Source organism: Salinivibrio sp. MA607, assembly GCF_001996245.1.
In the GTDB taxonomy this organism is placed as follows: domain Bacteria; phylum Pseudomonadota; class Gammaproteobacteria; order Enterobacterales; family Vibrionaceae; genus Salinivibrio; species Salinivibrio costicola.
Window position 1 is genome coordinate 37,734 of record NZ_MUFJ01000025.1, and the last position, 15,532, is coordinate 53,265.

The window sequence follows — 15,532 nt, forward strand, 5'->3', positions numbered from 1 at the left end:
CGAAAATAAAAAAAGAAACCTAGCGCCACACTCTGTGACCAACCGTGTAACACTAGGTTAAGCAAGTTTGCTTAAAGATAGGTAGGCAATAAAACAGGTTATTGAGGTTTAGATGTCATCACTTTGTAGACAAAATAGCCGCCAAAGAAACTGATCAGGGCAAATGTACAGATGATGACAATCATGGATGACAAGCCCACGGCGTTGCCGAAAAGTAGATCAAGCCAAAAGTCCATAGTCTGTACCCTCGTGTCCGTTAATGTAGGGTCAGAATGCCAATAGGAACTGTGTTGAATACTGATCAAGATCAATAGAAATGTCGAACAATTTATCAACACTTGTTAACCACGATGCGATCACAATTTGCTCGCAACTGATGCGACTTTCACCGTTTAACTGAGAGGGGAGAAAAAATACGTGATTAGGGCTTGAGGTTTCGTGATGCTTGAGTATGATAGGCGACCTCAGCACGGGGATGCATTTGATCGCATAGCTCTGTGCTTGACAAGACGAACATCAGTTCGTAAAACTTGTCATATGTCGGTGAATAGCGCAGTTTGGTAGCGCATCTGGTTTGGGACCAGAGGGTCGGGGGTTCGAATCCCTCTTCACCGACCACTATTCAGGTAGTGGAGAGCGTATTTGGTCGGGGGCCGGGAGCCCGGTCGCATCAAATCCCTCTTCACGACCACTATTTTAAAACTGAGTAATCTAAGGTTACTTGGTTGACGTAAAAAGTATTAACGGTGAATAGCGCAGTTTGGTAGCGCATCTGGTTTGGGACCAGAGGGTCGGGGGTTCGAATCCCTCTTCACCGACCACTATTCAGGTAGTGGAGAGCGTATTTGGTCAGGGGCCGGGAGCCGGTCCAATCAAATCCCTCTTCACCGACCAACGCAAAACCCCAGCCTTTTGGCTGGGGTTTTTTCGTTTTCTCGGTCCAGCACTTAAGGCTTAGGGTAGTGCTGGAATGCTTGGGTATTGCCTGCCTTATCAAACGCCATGACCGTATAAGGCTGTTGACGATCGCCGTATTCCATACCTGGTGAGCCAATCGGCATGCCTGCAACGGCCAGTCCTTCTAACCCCGTATTGGTGGCCAGGAGCTTTTTCACCTCTTGGGCAGGAACGTGTCCCTCAATCACATAGCCATTAATACGTGCGGTATGACATGACTGCATATCAGCTGGGACGCCCATGTCTTGCTTGACTGACGCCATGTTGTCATGCGGTTTTACCTCTAGCTCAAAGCCGGCTTGCTCCATATGCTCAACCCAATCGTCGCAGCAGCCACAGCTGGGGGATTTATACACCACACCGCTCGCGGCCATCGCCGAGGCACTCATTAGGCCTACTGTTGCTACAAGTAGTTGTAAACGCTTCATTATCGCTCCTTGTTACTTATCGTCTGATTTTATTTTGAAAAAACGTAATCGGTTTGCATTGGTCACCACCGTGATCGAAGAGAGCGCCATTGCGCCACCCGCGATCACCGGACTGAGCAACATGCCGGTAAAGGGGTAAAGGATGCCGGCAGCGATCGGGATCCCCAAGGTGTTGTAGATAAAGGCACCAAAGAGATTTTGTTTCATGTTGCGTACCGCGGCTTGAGATAGCCCAATGGCGTCTGCCAAGGCGCCAAGGTGTTGGTGCATCAGCGTAATTTGCGCGCTTTCTATCGCAATATCGCTGCCGCTGCCCATCGCCACACCGACATCGGCTTGCGCAAGTGCCGGCGCATCGTTGATACCATCACCGACCATGGCAACGCATTTACCTTGCTGTTGGAGAGACTGGATTTGTTCCGATTTTCCATCAGGCAGCACACCGGCAATAACGTGATCAATGCCCAGCTGACGGCCAATGGCATTGGCGGTATCTGGGTGGTCGCCAGAGAGCATGATCACCTCAAGCCCCTGTTGTTGCAGGCGAGCGATAGCGTCTATGGCATCATCACGAATCGGATCACTGACACCAATAAGCGCTTGTACGCTGTCCGCATTGGCAAGGTAAATCGCGGTTTCGCCACGCTGAGTCATGGCGTCGATATCGGTTTGGTGGGCGTCAGTATCTATCTCTTGTGCCTGCATCCACGCTTGGTTGCCGATGTAGTAACGTTCACCGTCGATCTTGGCCTGGATCCCTTTGCCAGATTCACTGTTAAAGTCATTTGATGTCGGCAACGCAAGTGTCTGCTGCTTGGCATAGCCAACAATCGCTTGGGCCAATGGGTGCTCGGAGTGTTGCTCCAGTGAGGCAGCAATTGCCATGAGGCGCTCTTGGTCGCCGTGAATAGCATTCACATGCGTGACTTCGGGCTGGCCGCGGGTCAGTGTGCCCGTTTTATCAAACACCAAGGTGTGCAGTTTTGCCGCGGTTTGCAGCGCATCAGCATCACGGATTAAGACCCCGACTTCGGCGGCGCGACCCACCGCAGCGGTAACGGATAGAGGGGTCGCCAAGCCAAGCGCGCAGGGGCAGGCGATGATCAACACCGTGGTCGCGGTGACCAGCATGTAGCTGACCGACGGCTCTGGACCGACAAAATACCAGATAGCCGCGGTAACAATGGCAATGGCGACCACGATAGGCACAAATACCGCTGAAATACGGTCGGCAAGCTTCGCCAGTTCAGGCTTACTACTTTGTGCTTCGCGCACTAAATCAATAATACGTGCCAACATGGTATCGCTGCCCACGCCAGTGGCTTTAAAGGTTAAGCCACCTTTTTGGTTCACGGTCCCGGCATGAAGCGTGTCCCCCGCTGTTTTATGAACAGGCACAGGCTCACCGGTCAGCATGGATTCGTCGATATAGCTGCTGCCATCAACCACTTCACCATCAACCGGTACCTTAGCGCCAGGTTTAACCCGCAGTGTCATTCCCTGTTTCACTTCATCAAGCGGACGCTCTGTTTCTTGTCCGTTTTCAATGACTAAGGCTGTAGGTGGCTGTAAATCAAGTAATTGGTCGAGTGCTTTAGACGTATTGGCACGGGCACGTGCTTCAATCGCATGGCCTAAGCTAATCAAACCAATGATCATGGCTGAGGCTTCAAAATACACATGACGGGCTTGCTCTGGGAATAATGCAGGCGCGATGACCACCGCGGTGGAATACAGCCACGCGGCACCGGTACCGAGCGCCACCAACGTATCCATGGTGGCACGTTTGTGCATCAGCGCTTGCCAGGCATTGGCAAAGAAGTGACGGCCACCGGTTGCAAGAAGCAAGAGGGTTACCACCGCAATGGCGCCCCACGCCCACTGATCTTGGCTCGATTGAATGGTCATACTGCCACCGAATACGCCCCAAGCCATCAGTGGCGCCCCCAAGCCTAAGCCCGCGAACGTACTGCGTTTAAAGTTTTTTAGCTCGTTGGCTTGCTGGGTTTGCTGGCGCTCACGCCGATCATTATCGTCTTCGACTTTTTCCGCGCCATAGCCAGCGTTTGCTACTGCCGCAACAATGGCGTCTGACGATGCACTGCCTTTAACAATCGCGCTACGCTCGGCTAGGTTAACGCTCACGTTCGCCACGCCATCCACACCGCTAATCGCGTTTTCTACGCTTTGCACGCAGCTTGCGCAGGTCATACCGGATAATACGTATTGCTGACGGCTGGCCTTGCTTGAATCTGCAGGATTATCGACCGAGGATGACTTGGCTTCCGATGCTTCTGATGCTTCTGAGGTTTCTGGATTCGCGTCACGTGCGTCTGTCTGCGCTGGTGATTCGTTGTCAGTGCTCACGTTTGCGTCATTATCAGATGCGCGTGCCGCTTGATAACCCAGCTGGTGGATAATCTCAATCAGTGCATCAGCACTCAAGCTCGTGTGCACCTCGGCATGGGTTTTACTGACGGCGTGTGTAAACACGGTGGGCTGCTCGTCCAATGCTGCTTCTACTTTAGCGACACAGCGGCCACAGTTTAAGCCACTTAACGTGAAATGATGGCGGTAGCCGACATGATAGCCAAGCGATTCAATTGCTGAGACGGCTTGGCGAAGAGAATATTGTTCGCTTTCGCCCCAGGTCTCAAGCGAGAGTGATTGGGTGTCAACGTCCTCAATGCGAACGCCGTCGATATCCTCGAGCGCTTTCGTCACTTTTTTCACACAGCCTTGGCAGCTTAGGCCACTTAACGGCAGTGTGTAATAGGTGATCTTGGTGTCGGTCGTCGTCATTGCCTCTCCTTGATAGCCTCTCATCGTGAGATGTTGGCGGTTGTCGCAATTTCAGTTAAGCTAAACTGTAAACCTTATAGTTACTGGAAGGTCAAGCGACGAATATGAAAATTCAACAAGTGGCCGAAAAAACCGGCTTAACCAGCAAAACCATCCGCTTTTATGAACAAAAAGGACTGATCACCCCGCCGCATCGTGCCGATAATGGTTACCGGGATTACGGCGAACAGCATGTCAGTGAGCTACAAATGATTCGCCGTGCACGGCTGGTGGGTTTTACATTAGATGAGAGTGGCGATTTATTGGCGTTATCGCGCGATCCGTCTTTGCGTAGTGCCGATGTCAAAGCGCGAGCAGAGAGTAAACTGGTCGAAATTGATGAAAAAATCGCAGAGTTGGCGGCGATGAAAACCACACTGCATGCCTTGACTCAGGCTTGTCCGGGCGATGGTGACGCGCAGTGTCCGATTATCGAAGCACTGCGCGGTGACAGTGAGTTAGGCGATTTAAAAGCCGATGCCACAAGTTGTTGCGCATCGGGGACCCAATCGCCAGCAGTCAATTAAACGATCAGTAAAGCAGTGAATAGAGCTGGCGGCGATAGCGTGAGGCGATCTCGTTGCCTTGGCCGAGTGCTGCTAAAATATCCATAAAGGTTTTCTTGGCTTCACCGTCGGCGTAATTAAGATCGCGACGCAAAATACCCATCAAGAGTTCAAGCGCATCTTCACTGCGGTTAATGTGATTAAACTGCAAAGCCAGCTCGTACGCGACACCTGCATCCCCTGGATTTTCTTCAAGCGCCGCTTGCAGGCGTCGAATTTCGGGGCCATCTGCGGCTTGATGGTGCAATTCAATTTTTGCGATCAATGACTTATAAGTCGCGTCTTGATCTTGCAGCAAAATGGTCTCAAGAATGGCTTGTGCGGCATCAAACTGGTGGGTTTCTACCAAGCATTCTGCAAGGGCAAGCTTGTATTCCGCTTTATCGCCAAGGCTGGACTCCAGCGGCTTAATGATCACAAGCGCATCGGTATAATTGCCCTCTGCCATTAACTGGCGCGCCTGATCAAAGGCTTGGCTCTCTTGACTAGGTAGGTGCTTATCAAGCATTTCGCGCACTGTGTCGTAGTTTTGTGGGCCAGCTAAACCGTCCACTGGCTGACCATCTTTGAACAATGCCAGCGTTGGAAGCGCACGGACACCGAATTGGGCGGCAATCATTTGTTGCGCTTCACAATCAATGGTTGCAAGGGTAAAGGTGCCATGACTGTCGTGAGCAATTTGTTCGACGGTGGGTTTTAGCTCCACGCTTTCGGGCATCATATTAGCCCAAAAGTAAATCAGCACAGGCGTGCGTGACGATGATTCGAGAATTTGCTGAAAATTATGCTCGGTTAATTCGACGATATAGTTTGCGTTCATCATGGATCCTGACGATGTGGATTTTCACTAAGGGTGGGGGCAAACGCGCAGAAATTCAAGCAACTGGCCCTGTAATTGCGTGTTTAAGCTCGATGGAATGTGCAAAGCCGACAAGGGGGCGAGAAACGAAAAAGCCACCTTTTGGTGGCCTATTTCGTCGGTCTGCAAACAAGCGACGTTTTAACAATAACACGTGCGGGTTAGAACAAGAGCACCACGCACAATGCGACGCTCAAGCAGAGCCAGTTTAACTGATGTAAGGTCATCCGCCGGCTCCTGTTGTTGTGTTTGTCTTTATAATACTACCTGTTAACAAGAAGGCCCCGTTGCCCAGAGCCTTTGTCGTCATTACAAATTAGATTAGCCCACCTCTATGACAAAAGTATGACAAATGAGGCAGTCAGCACATTTTTTACCGCGACGACTTATTGTTGCATTAACTGCCTTTGAGCAAGACCCGATCCAGCCAACCGCTAGGGAGCAGTCGCTTGAGAATCGCCATCCATACGGTGGGTTGAGTGACGCGATAACGCACCTTGGGGCGAGGCGAGAACAAGGCATGCGTCAGTGGCGCAACCAGCGCGTCGGCGGGTAGGGTATATTTGTTGCCGCCTTCGTCTGCAGCAAGACGGTCGATTTGGCTTTGATAGGCTTGCTGGTGGCGACTTTTATTCGGGTCGACCCAGTGTTTAAAGGCGCTGAGCGCATTGGCACGAAACGCCGTTTCAATCGGGCCAGGCTCAATCAAGCTCACCTTAATCGGCGTATCGCTCAGCTCTAAACGCAGGGTATCGGTCCAGCCTTCAAGCGCAAATTTACTCGCATTGTAGGCTCCACGGTATTTGAGCGCGACAATGCCAAGCACCGAGCTGTTTTGCACAATCCGTCCCCCGCTATGACTGAGCAGCATCGGTAATAAGGCTTGGGTTAAATGGTGCCAGCCAAACACATTGGTCTCAAACTGAGCGCGCAGCGCGCCGGTGGGCAAATCTTCCAGCGCGCCAGGTTGGCCGTAAGCGCCATTATTAAAGAGGCCAAACAAGACCCCACCGGTCATTTCATCAATCGTGGCCACCGCGCGATCAATGCTGTTGCTGTCCGAGACATCTAACTGAATGCAGGTTAATCCTTGTTGCTGCAACCGTGTGACATCCTCCGCTTGTCGGCAGCTTGCGATCACCGTGTGGCCCTGAGCATGCAAGGCGTTGGCACAGGCAAAACCGATCCCTGTTGAACAACCGGTGATAAGGATCGCGTTTTTTAAAGGGGTGGTGGCTGTCATCGTTATCCCTATTGGTTGATTATTGTTGATTAACTGTCAGGCTGTGACAGATACGGTACCAGTTGCTCTGCCATAAACTCGGCAATCCACGTTTGGGCGGCCGGCATCGGATGAATGCCATCATCACGCATCCATTCAGGCTTTTGGATCACAGACTCCATAAAAAAGGGCAGTAAGGGGGTTTGTGTTTGCTCTGCCAGTGTAGGATAAATATCAGCAAACCCTTGCGCATAGCGCTGGCCGTAATTAGGCGGGATCTGGATTTGTACTAACAACGGCTTGGCATCGCCCGTATGTGCCTGAGTGATCAATTGCTTAAGGTTGTCTCGTATACGGTTGAACGGCCAACCCCGCAGGCCATCATTGCCGCCGAGCTCGATCAGCACCCACTCAGGTTGGTGGTGCTCAAGCAGTTGCGGCAAACGTTGTAGGCCATTGCCTGTGGTGTCACCCGATATACTGGCATTGATCACCTTAACATCAAGGTCGCGATCTTGCAGCGCGCGCGGTAGCTTGGCAGGCCAGGCTTGTTCAGCTGCCATTTGGTAGCCAGCGCTTAGGCTATCACCGAGGACGAGGAGCGTTTGTGCACTCGCACTGCTCACCCACAAAAAACACAACAAAGTAAGGATGCGTAACATGGCCTCTCCTGTTATTCGAGCCGAAAAAATTGCAAAACATGTCGTGACACGCGAACAGCCGCTTACCATTTTGCAGGATGTCTCGCTACAAATCGAGGCGGGTGAGTCGATTGCATTAATGGGCGTGTCGGGCGCGGGAAAATCGACCCTTATGACCTTGCTTGCCGGGTTAGATACGCCCAGTGAAGGCGAAGTCGATCTGCTCGGGCACAAGCTTTCCACCTTGAACGAAGATGCCCGTGCCGCCCTGCGCGCGGAATCAGTAGGGTTTGTGTTCCAAAGTTTTTTACTGGTGCCATCACTGAATGCATTAGAAAATGTGATGCTACCACTGACCATTCGTGGCGAAAACGAAGACGAAACCCGCGCCAAGCAACTGCTGGCCTCGGTAGGATTGCAAGGACGGGAAACACACTTACCTTCACAGCTCTCTGGCGGCGAACAACAGCGTGTTGCCCTCGCGCGCGCCTTTATTATCCGCCCGCACGTGTTATTTGCCGATGAGCCAACCGGTAACCTAGACCAAAAAACCGCCGCAACCATTATTGATTTACTGTTTGAGCTGAATGAAAAGCATGGCACCACCTTGGTGTTGGTCACTCACGATCCGGCGCTAGCCAAGCGTTGCCAGCGTACCTTGATGATGGACAGCGGCAAACTACAGGAGCGAGTGAATGGCGAGTAAAAACGGACTACTCAATCGCTGGGCGTGGCGCGAACTGTTACACGGGCAAATTTGGCCAGTGGCGGTGGCGCTGGCACTGATCATCACCTGTGTGTTTGCGCTTTCGGCATTGGCCGATCGCATTGAAAACGTGCTCACCCAGCAAGGGCGCAACCTGATTGCCGCCGATACCGTGCTGCGTGCTCGTCAGCCGCTTAATACCGAACAAATTGAGGCGTTTAAACAAGCCGGTGCCACGGTATCTGCACAAACCCGCTTTGGCACCATGGCGTTCAGCGAGCAAAACATGCAGCTGGTGAGCGTGAAAGCAGTAGATAGCCTTTATCCGCTGCGTGGCGACTTGGTGCTGGAGCAAAACGGCCAAGCGATTGGCGGTGACCGACGCATTCAGCCTGGTGAGCTATGGCTTTCCGAGCGGGTGTTCAGTCTGCTAGATGTCAAACCCGGCGACAGCGTCTCGATTGGTAACCTTGATCTCAACGTCAGCGGCACCTTGGCCGCCGAGCCGGAGCTGTCTTTTAATCCCTTTAGCCAAATGCCCGCGGTGATGATGCATCGCGATGATGTGCCTGCTGCTGGCGTGGTGCGCGAAGGCAGTCGGGTGCGTTATCGCTACTTTTTAACCGGTGACGAGCCCAGCCTAAGCGCGGCTAAAGCCAGTTATACGCTGCAAGATGGTGAGCGCTGGGTGGATGAAAACACCTCTGATCGCACTGGCGATATGCTGGATCGCAGCCGCCAGTATCTATCGTTAACCGTGGTGCTGGTGATTGTGATGGCCGCGGCCACCTTAACCCTAACCTGTCAGCACTATGCTAAAAGTCGCGCCGATTTGGTGGCGATGCTAAAAAGCTTAGGTGCCAGCCAACAATGGGTGCGACGCTGGCTGGCACGGCAGTTAACCTTATTGTTTGTCCTTGCCACCGCCGTGGGGTTAGCGGCGGGTTACACGCTTGAAGTGCTATTGCGCTTGCCGCTGACCGATGTGCTGCCCTCCCCATTACCCAGTTATGGCTGGGTGCCTTGGGTGCTTGCGCCCGGCGTCGCGCTGTTGGTGGCGCTGCCTGCCTTGGGCGTGCCGCTGCTTAAATTGCTGGATGCACCCGCGTTGGCCGCCGTGCAATCGCAGGCGGCTCGTGGGCGTCGCCGTCGTGGCACTGCGGCTGTCTTGATTGCGATACCGGTAGGGGCGCTTGCACTGTGGGCGTTCGACAATACCTTGCTATGGACAGTGCTGGGAGCGATGGCGGTGATGATCGTCTTGCTGGCATTGGCAGGCTTAGGGCTGCTTAGGTTGGTGAAATCACGGGTGCGCGCACCGTCGGTCAAGCTTGCCTTAAGCCGAATTACTCGCAACAAACTGGCTAGCAGCGTGCAGTTAGGGGCGCTCGCGATCTCCTTTATGCTCTTGGCGATTATCTGGCTGCTGCGCACTGACTTGCTCGCCGATTGGGGACGGATGTTGCCACCCGATGCGCCGAATGTGTTTGCGGTGAATATCGCCCCCAGTGAGCAGCAAGACTATGTGGGTGAACTCGATGACGCCAGCTTGATGCGCTCCGATGCCTACCCCATCGTGCGTGGCCGGCTGGTGGGCAAAAACGGTGAGCGCTACCAGATCCCCACCGATGAAGCTGAACGTGATGAAGCCGATGAGGCTTTGCGCCGCGAGCTTAACTTCACCTGGCGCGAAACCTTGCCATCACACAATGAGGTGATTGCCGGAGACTGGCCAACCGAGAATGGTGTGTCAGTGGAGGCCGACATTGCCGAGCGCTTAGAGATTGAGATAGGCGACAGCCTGACCTTTAGCGTGACCGGCCAAGACTTTACCGCCACGGTGAACTCGATTCGTGAAGTAGAGTGGCGCAATATGCGGCCTAACTTCTACTTTATTTTCGACCGCGAGACACTCGCCGACAAACCCGCCAACTGGCTGGTGAGCTTCAGGCTCGACGAATCGCAAACGCCCTTGCTCAATCGCTTGGCGCGGGAGTATCCGACCGTCACGCTGCTTGATTTGCGCACCATGAGCAGTCGTATTCAATCGATTTTGCGTCAAATTGGCTTGTCGCTCTCTGTGTTGGCAGGGCTAGCGGTGATCAGCGGCTTGCTACTGCTGCTGACCTTGCTGCGTATCAGCCTGAGCGAACGCCAGCAGGAAATTAACCTCTACCGCACCTTGGGCGCTAGCCGCACCCGTATTCAGCGTACCTTATGGAGCGAGTACGGCGTAATGGCCTTTGTGTCTGGCCTGATGGCGGTGCTGGGCGCAGAAGCGGCGATGGTTGGCTTGCTGAAATGGGGCTTTGAAATGGAGGTACGCCTGCACCCTGAGCTTTGGGCGGTATTGCCGGTGTTGGCGGTAGCGCTGGTGTTTGTCACGGTCGCCTCGATGCTGCGTAAACTGATTGATCCGCAACGGCGTTAACAGGGGCGGTAAGCATCCTTGTTTCACGCATAACAAAGCGGGTATCAAGAAAGTTGATACCCGCTTTTTTGTGTACAACGTCTAGCAAAATCCGGCTAATAACACCGCTTGTGCGAAAGGCAAAAGCCGCTACTTAAACAAAGACTGCATCGCTTCTTCCACCTTGGGGTGCTGGAACTCAAAGCCCGTGTCCTCCAACGCATGGGGCAGAGCGCGCTGGCTATCGAGCAGCAAGTGCGAGGCTTCCCCCATCATGGTTTTAATCGCCAAAGTAGGGACAAAGAACACGTGTGGGCGTTTTAAAGCACGGGCAAGCGCCTGACTAAAACGTTTATTGGTGACCGGCTCTGGCGCGGTGCAGTTAAACGGCCCTTTAAGCTCAGGGGTGTTGAGCAGGTGGATAATCGCGCCGACCATATCCTCTATATGGATCCACRGCATATATTGCTGCCCTTTGCCGATCGGACCACCGAGCCCAAGCTTGTACGGCAGCATCATCCGCTTCAACGCGCCCCCCTCGGCGCTTAACACCACGCCGGTGCGCAGCAAACACACTCGGGTGTTGGTTGAGGCGCCTTTCAGTGCAATTTTCTCCCACTGATGACACACGTGCTGGGCAAAGTCATCGGCATGAACCATCAAAGTTTCATCAAAGGCGCGATCTCGCTGATCGCCGTAATAGCCCACCGCCGAGCCACTAATAAAGGTGTGAGGTGGGGTGCTGCTGGCATGAATTTTTTCAACCAGCTTTTCGGTTAGCCCCCAGCGGCTGGTACAAATAATCCCTTTTTGTTGCTCACTCCAACGTTTATCGGCGATAGGTTCACCGGCCAAATTAATAATGGCATCAATATCATTGAGGTGAGGGAGATCATCAAGGCGCTCTAACGGCGTGACTTTATCGCCAAAGCACTGGATGACCTTTTGCTTCGAGCGCGATAACACAGTGACCTGGTGCTCGGTCAGCAAGCGAGGAATTAACGCCTGACCAATCAGGCCAGTGCCGCCAGTGATTAACAGTTTCATGCCTGATGTCCTAACGTCGAGTAATGGGTAATATAGATAACGCTAAGAGGGTTTTAGACTTAGCGCAAGTGATTGCTTTGTATCCTGTTACGTACCGCAACCAAAATCGGTTTGATCGCGCAGTTTTCTCTTCTGCCCCTCGCACGCTAAATTGGGAGTGCTAACATAAATAGGCACATCAAAGGTGTGTTTTTCATTTTACTACGCAGGGAGTCATGTCGCCTACATGCAAGCGTTATTCAAATCATTGCTAGGAAGCTTTCGCGATCTGTTACCCATCATCCTAGTGATTGGCTTTTTTCAAGTGATTGTTCTGCAACAACCGCTGCCCAACTGGATCTCAATTACCTTGGGGTTGGTGCTAGTGGTGGTCGGGCTGACCTTATTTGTATACGGCTTAGACATGGGGCTGTTCCCGATTGGCGAATCCATGGCGCATTCGCTGGCCCATAAAGGCAGCTTGGGTTGGTTGGTAGTGTTCGCGTTTTTGCTCGGCTTTGGCACCACTATTGCGGAACCCGCACTCACCGCGGTAGCGGCGGAAGCGGCAGATGTCGCCGCTAACGGCGGAATGATACACACCAGCGAAGCGGCCAAAGATAGCTATGCCAACGGACTACGGCTAACCGTGGCGCTTTCGGTTGGTTTTGCGATTGTGCTGGGGGTGGTGCGAATCATGAAAGGCTGGCCGATCCACCGTTTAATCATTGGCGGCTACTTGCTGGTGGTGGCAATGACCATGGTCGCACCGCCCAGCATTATCGGCATTGCCTACGACTCGGGTGGGGTGACCACCTCGACCATCACAGTGCCGCTAGTCACCGCGCTCGGCGTGGGGCTGGCGACCGTGATTAAAGGGCGTAACCCCATGGTGGATGGCTTTGGCTTGATTGCCTTTGCCTCGCTATCGCCGATGATCTTCGTGATGGCCTACGGCATGGTGGTGGCATGAACAATCCACTCACTTTGTTTCTCGACACCTTTTTCTCCACCGTGCGCGATGTGATCCCGATTATCGCGATCATCTTTGGCTTTCAGCTGTTTGTATTGCGCAAAGCGCTCAACAACCCCAAACGGATCTTTCTCGGCTTTTTCTATGTCATTCTCGGCTTAAGCCTGTTTTTAATGGGACTCGAGCTGGCGCTGTTCCCGCTGGGGTCGTCGATGGCCGAGCAGCTGACCGCTCCCGATTTTGTCGGCGCAGCGCTCAAAGCCGGCGGCGAGATTAATTGGCAAGCCTACTACTGGGTGTATCTGTTTGCCGCGGCGATTGGCTTTAGCACCACAGTGGCTGAGCCCTCGTTAATTGCGGTGGCAATCAAAGCAGCCAAGGTTTCGGGCGGGGCGATCCGGGTGAATGGGTTGCGCGCCTCGGTGGCGCTCGGAGTCGCCATGGGGATTGCCTTGGGGTGCTATCGCATTGTGGTGGGCGATCCACTTCATTACTACATCATCACCGGCTATGTGGTGGTGGTGATCCAAACCTATTTTGCCCCGCCGTTTATCGTGCCCTTGGCCTATGATTCTGGCGGGGTCACCACCTCAACCGTCACCGTGCCTTTGGTGACAGCGCTGGGGTTGGGGCTAGCCTCCACCGTACCGGGAAGAAACCCGATGCTCGACGGGTTTGGCTTAATTGCGTTTGCCAGTTTGTTTCCGATGATCACCGTGATGGGCTATGCCCAAATCACAGCCTATTTACAGAAAAAGCACGCACAGCGTTCATCGTAAGGAGAGCCTATGCGGTTCAAATTAATCATGGCGTTTATTGAAGATGCCAAAACTGATGCGGTGCTCGATGCCGCCAGACAAGCCGGCGCCACCGGTGCGACCATTATTAACAACGCGCGTGGCGAAGGCTTGGTGAAAAAGAAAACCTTTTTAGGGCTGACGCTGGATGTGCAGCGAGACGTAGCCATCTTTCTGGTGGAAGAGCACTTAGCGCGCACCATACTCGAAACCATTAATGATGTGGGTGAGTTTGATGCCACCTCCGGCAGTGGTATCGCGGTGCAAATTGATGTGGAAGATGCCGTGGGCGTGGCCCACCAAATGCAAGAATTAACCGAAGTGGTGAAGGACGAGTTATGAAACAACATAAAACGGTCAGAGATGTGATGCATGCCCATGCCGTGTGTATTGATGGGCTCACCACGGTCGAAGAAGCGATCCGCATTGCACGCCAAGAAGATGTCAAAGCACTGATTATTAATAAACGCGATGATAGCGACGAGTTCGGCCTGGTGTTAATGAACGACATTGCCAAAAAAGTGCTCGCCAAAAACCGCGCCCCATCACGGGTGAATGTTTATGAAATTATGACCAAACCCGCGCTTAGCGTCTCTCCCGATATGAATGTGAAATACTGCGCCCGTTTATTCGAACGCTTCGGCATCAGCCGCGCCCCTGTTATCGAAAACGGCCAAGTTCTCGGTATGGTCAGTTATAACCTGATCGTGATCTACGGCATGCTCGCCGAAGAAGTGGAGAGTCAGCATAGGAAGGATTAGGTGGATAGGGCAACCGCATGAGTAGATTAATTGTGAACGAAAACCACTCTCTTTGTTAACTCGCTAAGAGTTGAGCTGTGTAAGTCCAGATTCATGCGGTCAAAATACAAACAGGGATAAAGGAAAAGCACCTTCAAATAATCACCTTGCGGTTAGTTATTTGTGAAATTTAACATTGATTCAACTAATGCGCTCGCCCTGATTAGGAAGATAGGTGGTTTTATGAGTGTATAATTATATTTTTATTATAATGATTTTTTACATTCATTAATGCTAATGATTTTTTTATATTAGAGTTTGGTGAATTTACGTTTTGGTTTCAGTTGGTGGTGATAATAATGACTTCATTTAAATTTAGAAAAAACGCAAAAATTGGCAACTTGGACGCGGAGACTGATAGTTTTTTAGATTTGTGTTTTTACGAGTCTGATGTTTTCCGTGGGATTATAAATTTTGATTCTTCTAACGAAAACCCAGATTTCACTAAGCGTATTATCGTTGGAAGAACCGGTAGCGGTAAAACTGCCCTTCTTAACCAAATAGTAGAGCATGGAAATGTAAAAGTTCACGATACAATCGAAGCTGAGAATACTGTTTTTGAACATATAAATAATAACATATTTGTCTCTGATTTAGTTAAAAGTGGTGTTGACTTGAGGGTTTTTTACAAGTCCCTTTGGTTGCATGTGTTACTTGTAAAGGTTATTCAGCAAGTATATCGCTCATCTTATGAAAGTTTGTTTGATTATATCAGAGGGTTGGTGAGCAGCTCTAAGAAAAGATATAAGACCGATGTTGTTAATGAGTACATGGAAGCATACAAAGATAACTTTTTTAATGACAATATAGTTACAGAAATAACAAATAAAATGCAGAGTGAGTTATCTGGAAAAATATCACTTGAAGGTGTTTCTTTAGGAGGAGGGTTAACTGGAGAGGTTCTCCAGAAAATTCAGAGGGAGACATCTAGTTACGTGAGTAGAGAGTTACTCCGTAAGCAAAAGGAATTAATTAAATTGATAAAAGATGAGTTTTCCGACTCAAGAAAACAACTAAGAGTGATAATTAGTATAGATGACTTGGATAAATCATGGTTGAGTTCTAGTGGGATAAGGTATGATTTTATTAATGCACTTTTAGAAGCATTCAAAGAGCTCTTAGATATAGAATCTGTCAAAGTGCTTATCTCAATAAGGACTGATATATTAATGGGTATATATCATAATAACTTGAGGCAGGATGAAAAAGATCAGTCATTAATTTACGCAATATCTTGGAACGAGGCGGAAATTAGAGAGATACTAAACTTAAGGATTAACCGTTTGGTTAAGGATCAGTATCGTGC

At 51.4% G+C, this 15,532-nt stretch carries 15 protein-coding genes and 2 tRNA genes; 10 read left to right on the top strand and 7 right to left on the bottom strand.

What is annotated here, in order from left to right; genetic code table 11:
• Positions 1–98: 98 nt before the first annotated feature.
• On the bottom strand, positions 99–236 hold the full coding sequence (locus BZG81_RS11935; protein ID WP_025675231.1) for a DUF3149 domain-containing protein: 138 nt from the start codon (positions 234–236) through the stop codon (positions 99–101).
• 305 nt (positions 237–541) lie between these two features.
• Between BZG81_RS11935 and BZG81_RS11940 the strand changes: the two genes are divergently transcribed.
• A tRNA-Pro gene (locus BZG81_RS11940) sits at positions 542–618 on the top strand.
• A gap of 126 nt (positions 619–744) precedes the next feature.
• Positions 745–821, top strand: a tRNA-Pro gene (locus BZG81_RS11945).
• Positions 822–947: 126 nt separating this feature from the next.
• On the opposite strand, the gene BZG81_RS11950 is transcribed toward BZG81_RS11945, so the two are convergent.
• Together BZG81_RS11950 and BZG81_RS11955 are read right to left on the bottom strand one after the other, a co-directional pair.
• On the bottom strand, positions 948–1,385 hold the full coding sequence (locus BZG81_RS11950; RefSeq protein WP_077460072.1) for a DUF411 domain-containing protein: 438 nt from the start codon (positions 1,383–1,385) through the stop codon (positions 948–950).
• A gap of 12 nt (positions 1,386–1,397) precedes the next feature.
• Positions 1,398–4,187, bottom strand: a complete 2,790-nt coding sequence (locus tag BZG81_RS11955) for a cation transporter (protein WP_198533654.1) — start codon at positions 4,185–4,187, stop codon at positions 1,398–1,400.
• Between the two features lie 104 nt (positions 4,188–4,291).
• Between BZG81_RS11955 and cueR the strand changes: the two genes are divergently transcribed.
• Positions 4,292–4,753, top strand: coding sequence for a Cu(I)-responsive transcriptional regulator (gene cueR, locus BZG81_RS11960; protein ID WP_077575919.1), 462 nt, complete (start codon positions 4,292–4,294; stop codon positions 4,751–4,753).
• A 4-nt stretch (positions 4,754–4,757) separates the two neighbouring features.
• Here cueR and BZG81_RS11965 read toward each other — a convergent pair whose 3' ends face one another.
• From BZG81_RS11965 to tesA, 3 genes are all read right to left on the bottom strand, one after another.
• Positions 4,758–5,612, bottom strand: a complete 855-nt coding sequence (locus tag BZG81_RS11965; protein ID WP_077460075.1) for a co-chaperone YbbN — start codon at positions 5,610–5,612, stop codon at positions 4,758–4,760.
• A gap of 436 nt (positions 5,613–6,048) precedes the next feature.
• Positions 6,049–6,894, bottom strand: coding sequence for an SDR family oxidoreductase (locus tag BZG81_RS11975; RefSeq protein ID WP_077677480.1), 846 nt, complete (start codon positions 6,892–6,894; stop codon positions 6,049–6,051).
• A 29-nt stretch (positions 6,895–6,923) separates the two neighbouring features.
• The gene (tesA, locus tag BZG81_RS11980; RefSeq protein ID WP_077677481.1) at positions 6,924–7,535 is read right to left on the bottom strand and encodes a multifunctional acyl-CoA thioesterase I/protease I/lysophospholipase L1; all 612 of its coding nucleotides are present in this window, start codon (positions 7,533–7,535) and stop codon (positions 6,924–6,926) included.
• Between tesA and BZG81_RS11985 the strand changes: the two genes are divergently transcribed.
• Both BZG81_RS11985 and BZG81_RS11990 read left to right on the top strand, forming a co-directional pair.
• Positions 7,534–8,220 carry an ABC transporter ATP-binding protein gene (locus tag BZG81_RS11985; RefSeq protein ID WP_077677482.1) on the top strand — a complete coding sequence of 229 codons (687 nt, stop codon included), beginning with the start codon at positions 7,534–7,536 and terminating at the stop codon, positions 8,218–8,220. The two genes, tesA and BZG81_RS11985, sit on opposite strands and share 2 nt — an antisense overlap.
• A complete protein-coding gene (locus BZG81_RS11990; RefSeq protein WP_077677483.1) occupies positions 8,210–10,651 on the top strand; it encodes an ABC transporter permease in 2,442 nt (813 codons plus the stop codon). Before BZG81_RS11985 ends, BZG81_RS11990 begins: the two co-directional genes overlap by 11 nt.
• Positions 10,652–10,780: 129 nt before the next feature.
• Here the strand turns inward: BZG81_RS11990 and BZG81_RS11995 are convergent, their stop codons facing one another.
• The gene (locus BZG81_RS11995) at positions 10,781–11,677 is read right to left on the bottom strand and encodes a TIGR01777 family oxidoreductase (RefSeq protein ID WP_077677484.1); all 897 of its coding nucleotides are present in this window, start codon (positions 11,675–11,677) and stop codon (positions 10,781–10,783) included.
• A 226-nt stretch (positions 11,678–11,903) separates the two neighbouring features.
• Here BZG81_RS11995 and BZG81_RS12000 point away from each other — a divergent pair, with 226 nt between their 5' ends.
• From BZG81_RS12000 to BZG81_RS12020, 5 genes are all read left to right on the top strand, one after another.
• Complete coding sequence (locus BZG81_RS12000) at positions 11,904–12,629, top strand: DUF1538 domain-containing protein (RefSeq protein ID WP_077677485.1); 726 nt, start codon at positions 11,904–11,906, stop codon at positions 12,627–12,629.
• On the top strand, positions 12,626–13,408 hold the full coding sequence (locus BZG81_RS12005; RefSeq protein ID WP_069361068.1) for a DUF1538 domain-containing protein: 783 nt from the start codon (positions 12,626–12,628) through the stop codon (positions 13,406–13,408). The genes BZG81_RS12000 and BZG81_RS12005 overlap by 4 nt, the downstream gene beginning before the upstream one ends.
• 9 nt (positions 13,409–13,417) lie before the next feature.
• Positions 13,418–13,768: a P-II family nitrogen regulator gene (locus BZG81_RS12010; RefSeq protein ID WP_077520244.1), complete on the top strand. Its 351-nt coding sequence runs from the start codon at positions 13,418–13,420 to the stop codon at positions 13,766–13,768.
• On the top strand, positions 13,765–14,187 hold the full coding sequence (locus BZG81_RS12015; RefSeq protein ID WP_077575912.1) for a CBS domain-containing protein: 423 nt from the start codon (positions 13,765–13,767) through the stop codon (positions 14,185–14,187). The genes BZG81_RS12010 and BZG81_RS12015 overlap by 4 nt, the downstream gene beginning before the upstream one ends.
• Positions 14,188–14,525: 338 nt before the next feature.
• Positions 14,526–15,532 (top strand): P-loop ATPase, Sll1717 family (locus tag BZG81_RS12020; protein WP_241827388.1); only part of this gene is annotated, 1,007 nt, incomplete at its 3' end.

Bases quoted from the DNA above. Each gene is read 5' to 3' on its own strand.
- cueR (WP_077575919.1), top strand. From the start codon at position 4,292: ATGAAAATTCAACAAGTGGCCGAAAAAACCGGCTTAACCAGCAAAACC.
- BZG81_RS11950 (WP_077460072.1), bottom strand. From the start codon at position 1,385: ATGAAGCGTTTACAACTACTTGTAGCAACAGTAGGCCTAATGAGTGCC.
- BZG81_RS12015 (WP_077575912.1), top strand. From the start codon at position 13,765: ATGAAACAACATAAAACGGTCAGAGATGTGATGCATGCCCATGCCGTG.
- BZG81_RS11975 (WP_077677480.1), bottom strand. From the start codon at position 6,894: ATGACAGCCACCACCCCTTTAAAAAACGCGATCCTTATCACCGGTTGT.
- BZG81_RS11985 (WP_077677482.1), top strand. From the start codon at position 7,534: ATGGCCTCTCCTGTTATTCGAGCCGAAAAAATTGCAAAACATGTCGTG.
- BZG81_RS12005 (WP_069361068.1), top strand. From the start codon at position 12,626: ATGAACAATCCACTCACTTTGTTTCTCGACACCTTTTTCTCCACCGTG.
- BZG81_RS11955 (WP_198533654.1), bottom strand. From the start codon at position 4,187: ATGACGACGACCGACACCAAGATCACCTATTACACACTGCCGTTAAGT.
- BZG81_RS11965 (WP_077460075.1), bottom strand. From the start codon at position 5,612: ATGAACGCAAACTATATCGTCGAATTAACCGAGCATAATTTTCAGCAA.
- tesA (WP_077677481.1), bottom strand. From the start codon at position 7,535: ATGTTACGCATCCTTACTTTGTTGTGTTTTTTGTGGGTGAGCAGTGCG.
- BZG81_RS11990 (WP_077677483.1), top strand. From the start codon at position 8,210: ATGGCGAGTAAAAACGGACTACTCAATCGCTGGGCGTGGCGCGAACTG.
- BZG81_RS11935 (WP_025675231.1), bottom strand. From the start codon at position 236: ATGGACTTTTGGCTTGATCTACTTTTCGGCAACGCCGTGGGCTTGTCA.
- BZG81_RS12000 (WP_077677485.1), top strand. From the start codon at position 11,904: ATGCAAGCGTTATTCAAATCATTGCTAGGAAGCTTTCGCGATCTGTTA.
- BZG81_RS12010 (WP_077520244.1), top strand. From the start codon at position 13,418: ATGCGGTTCAAATTAATCATGGCGTTTATTGAAGATGCCAAAACTGAT.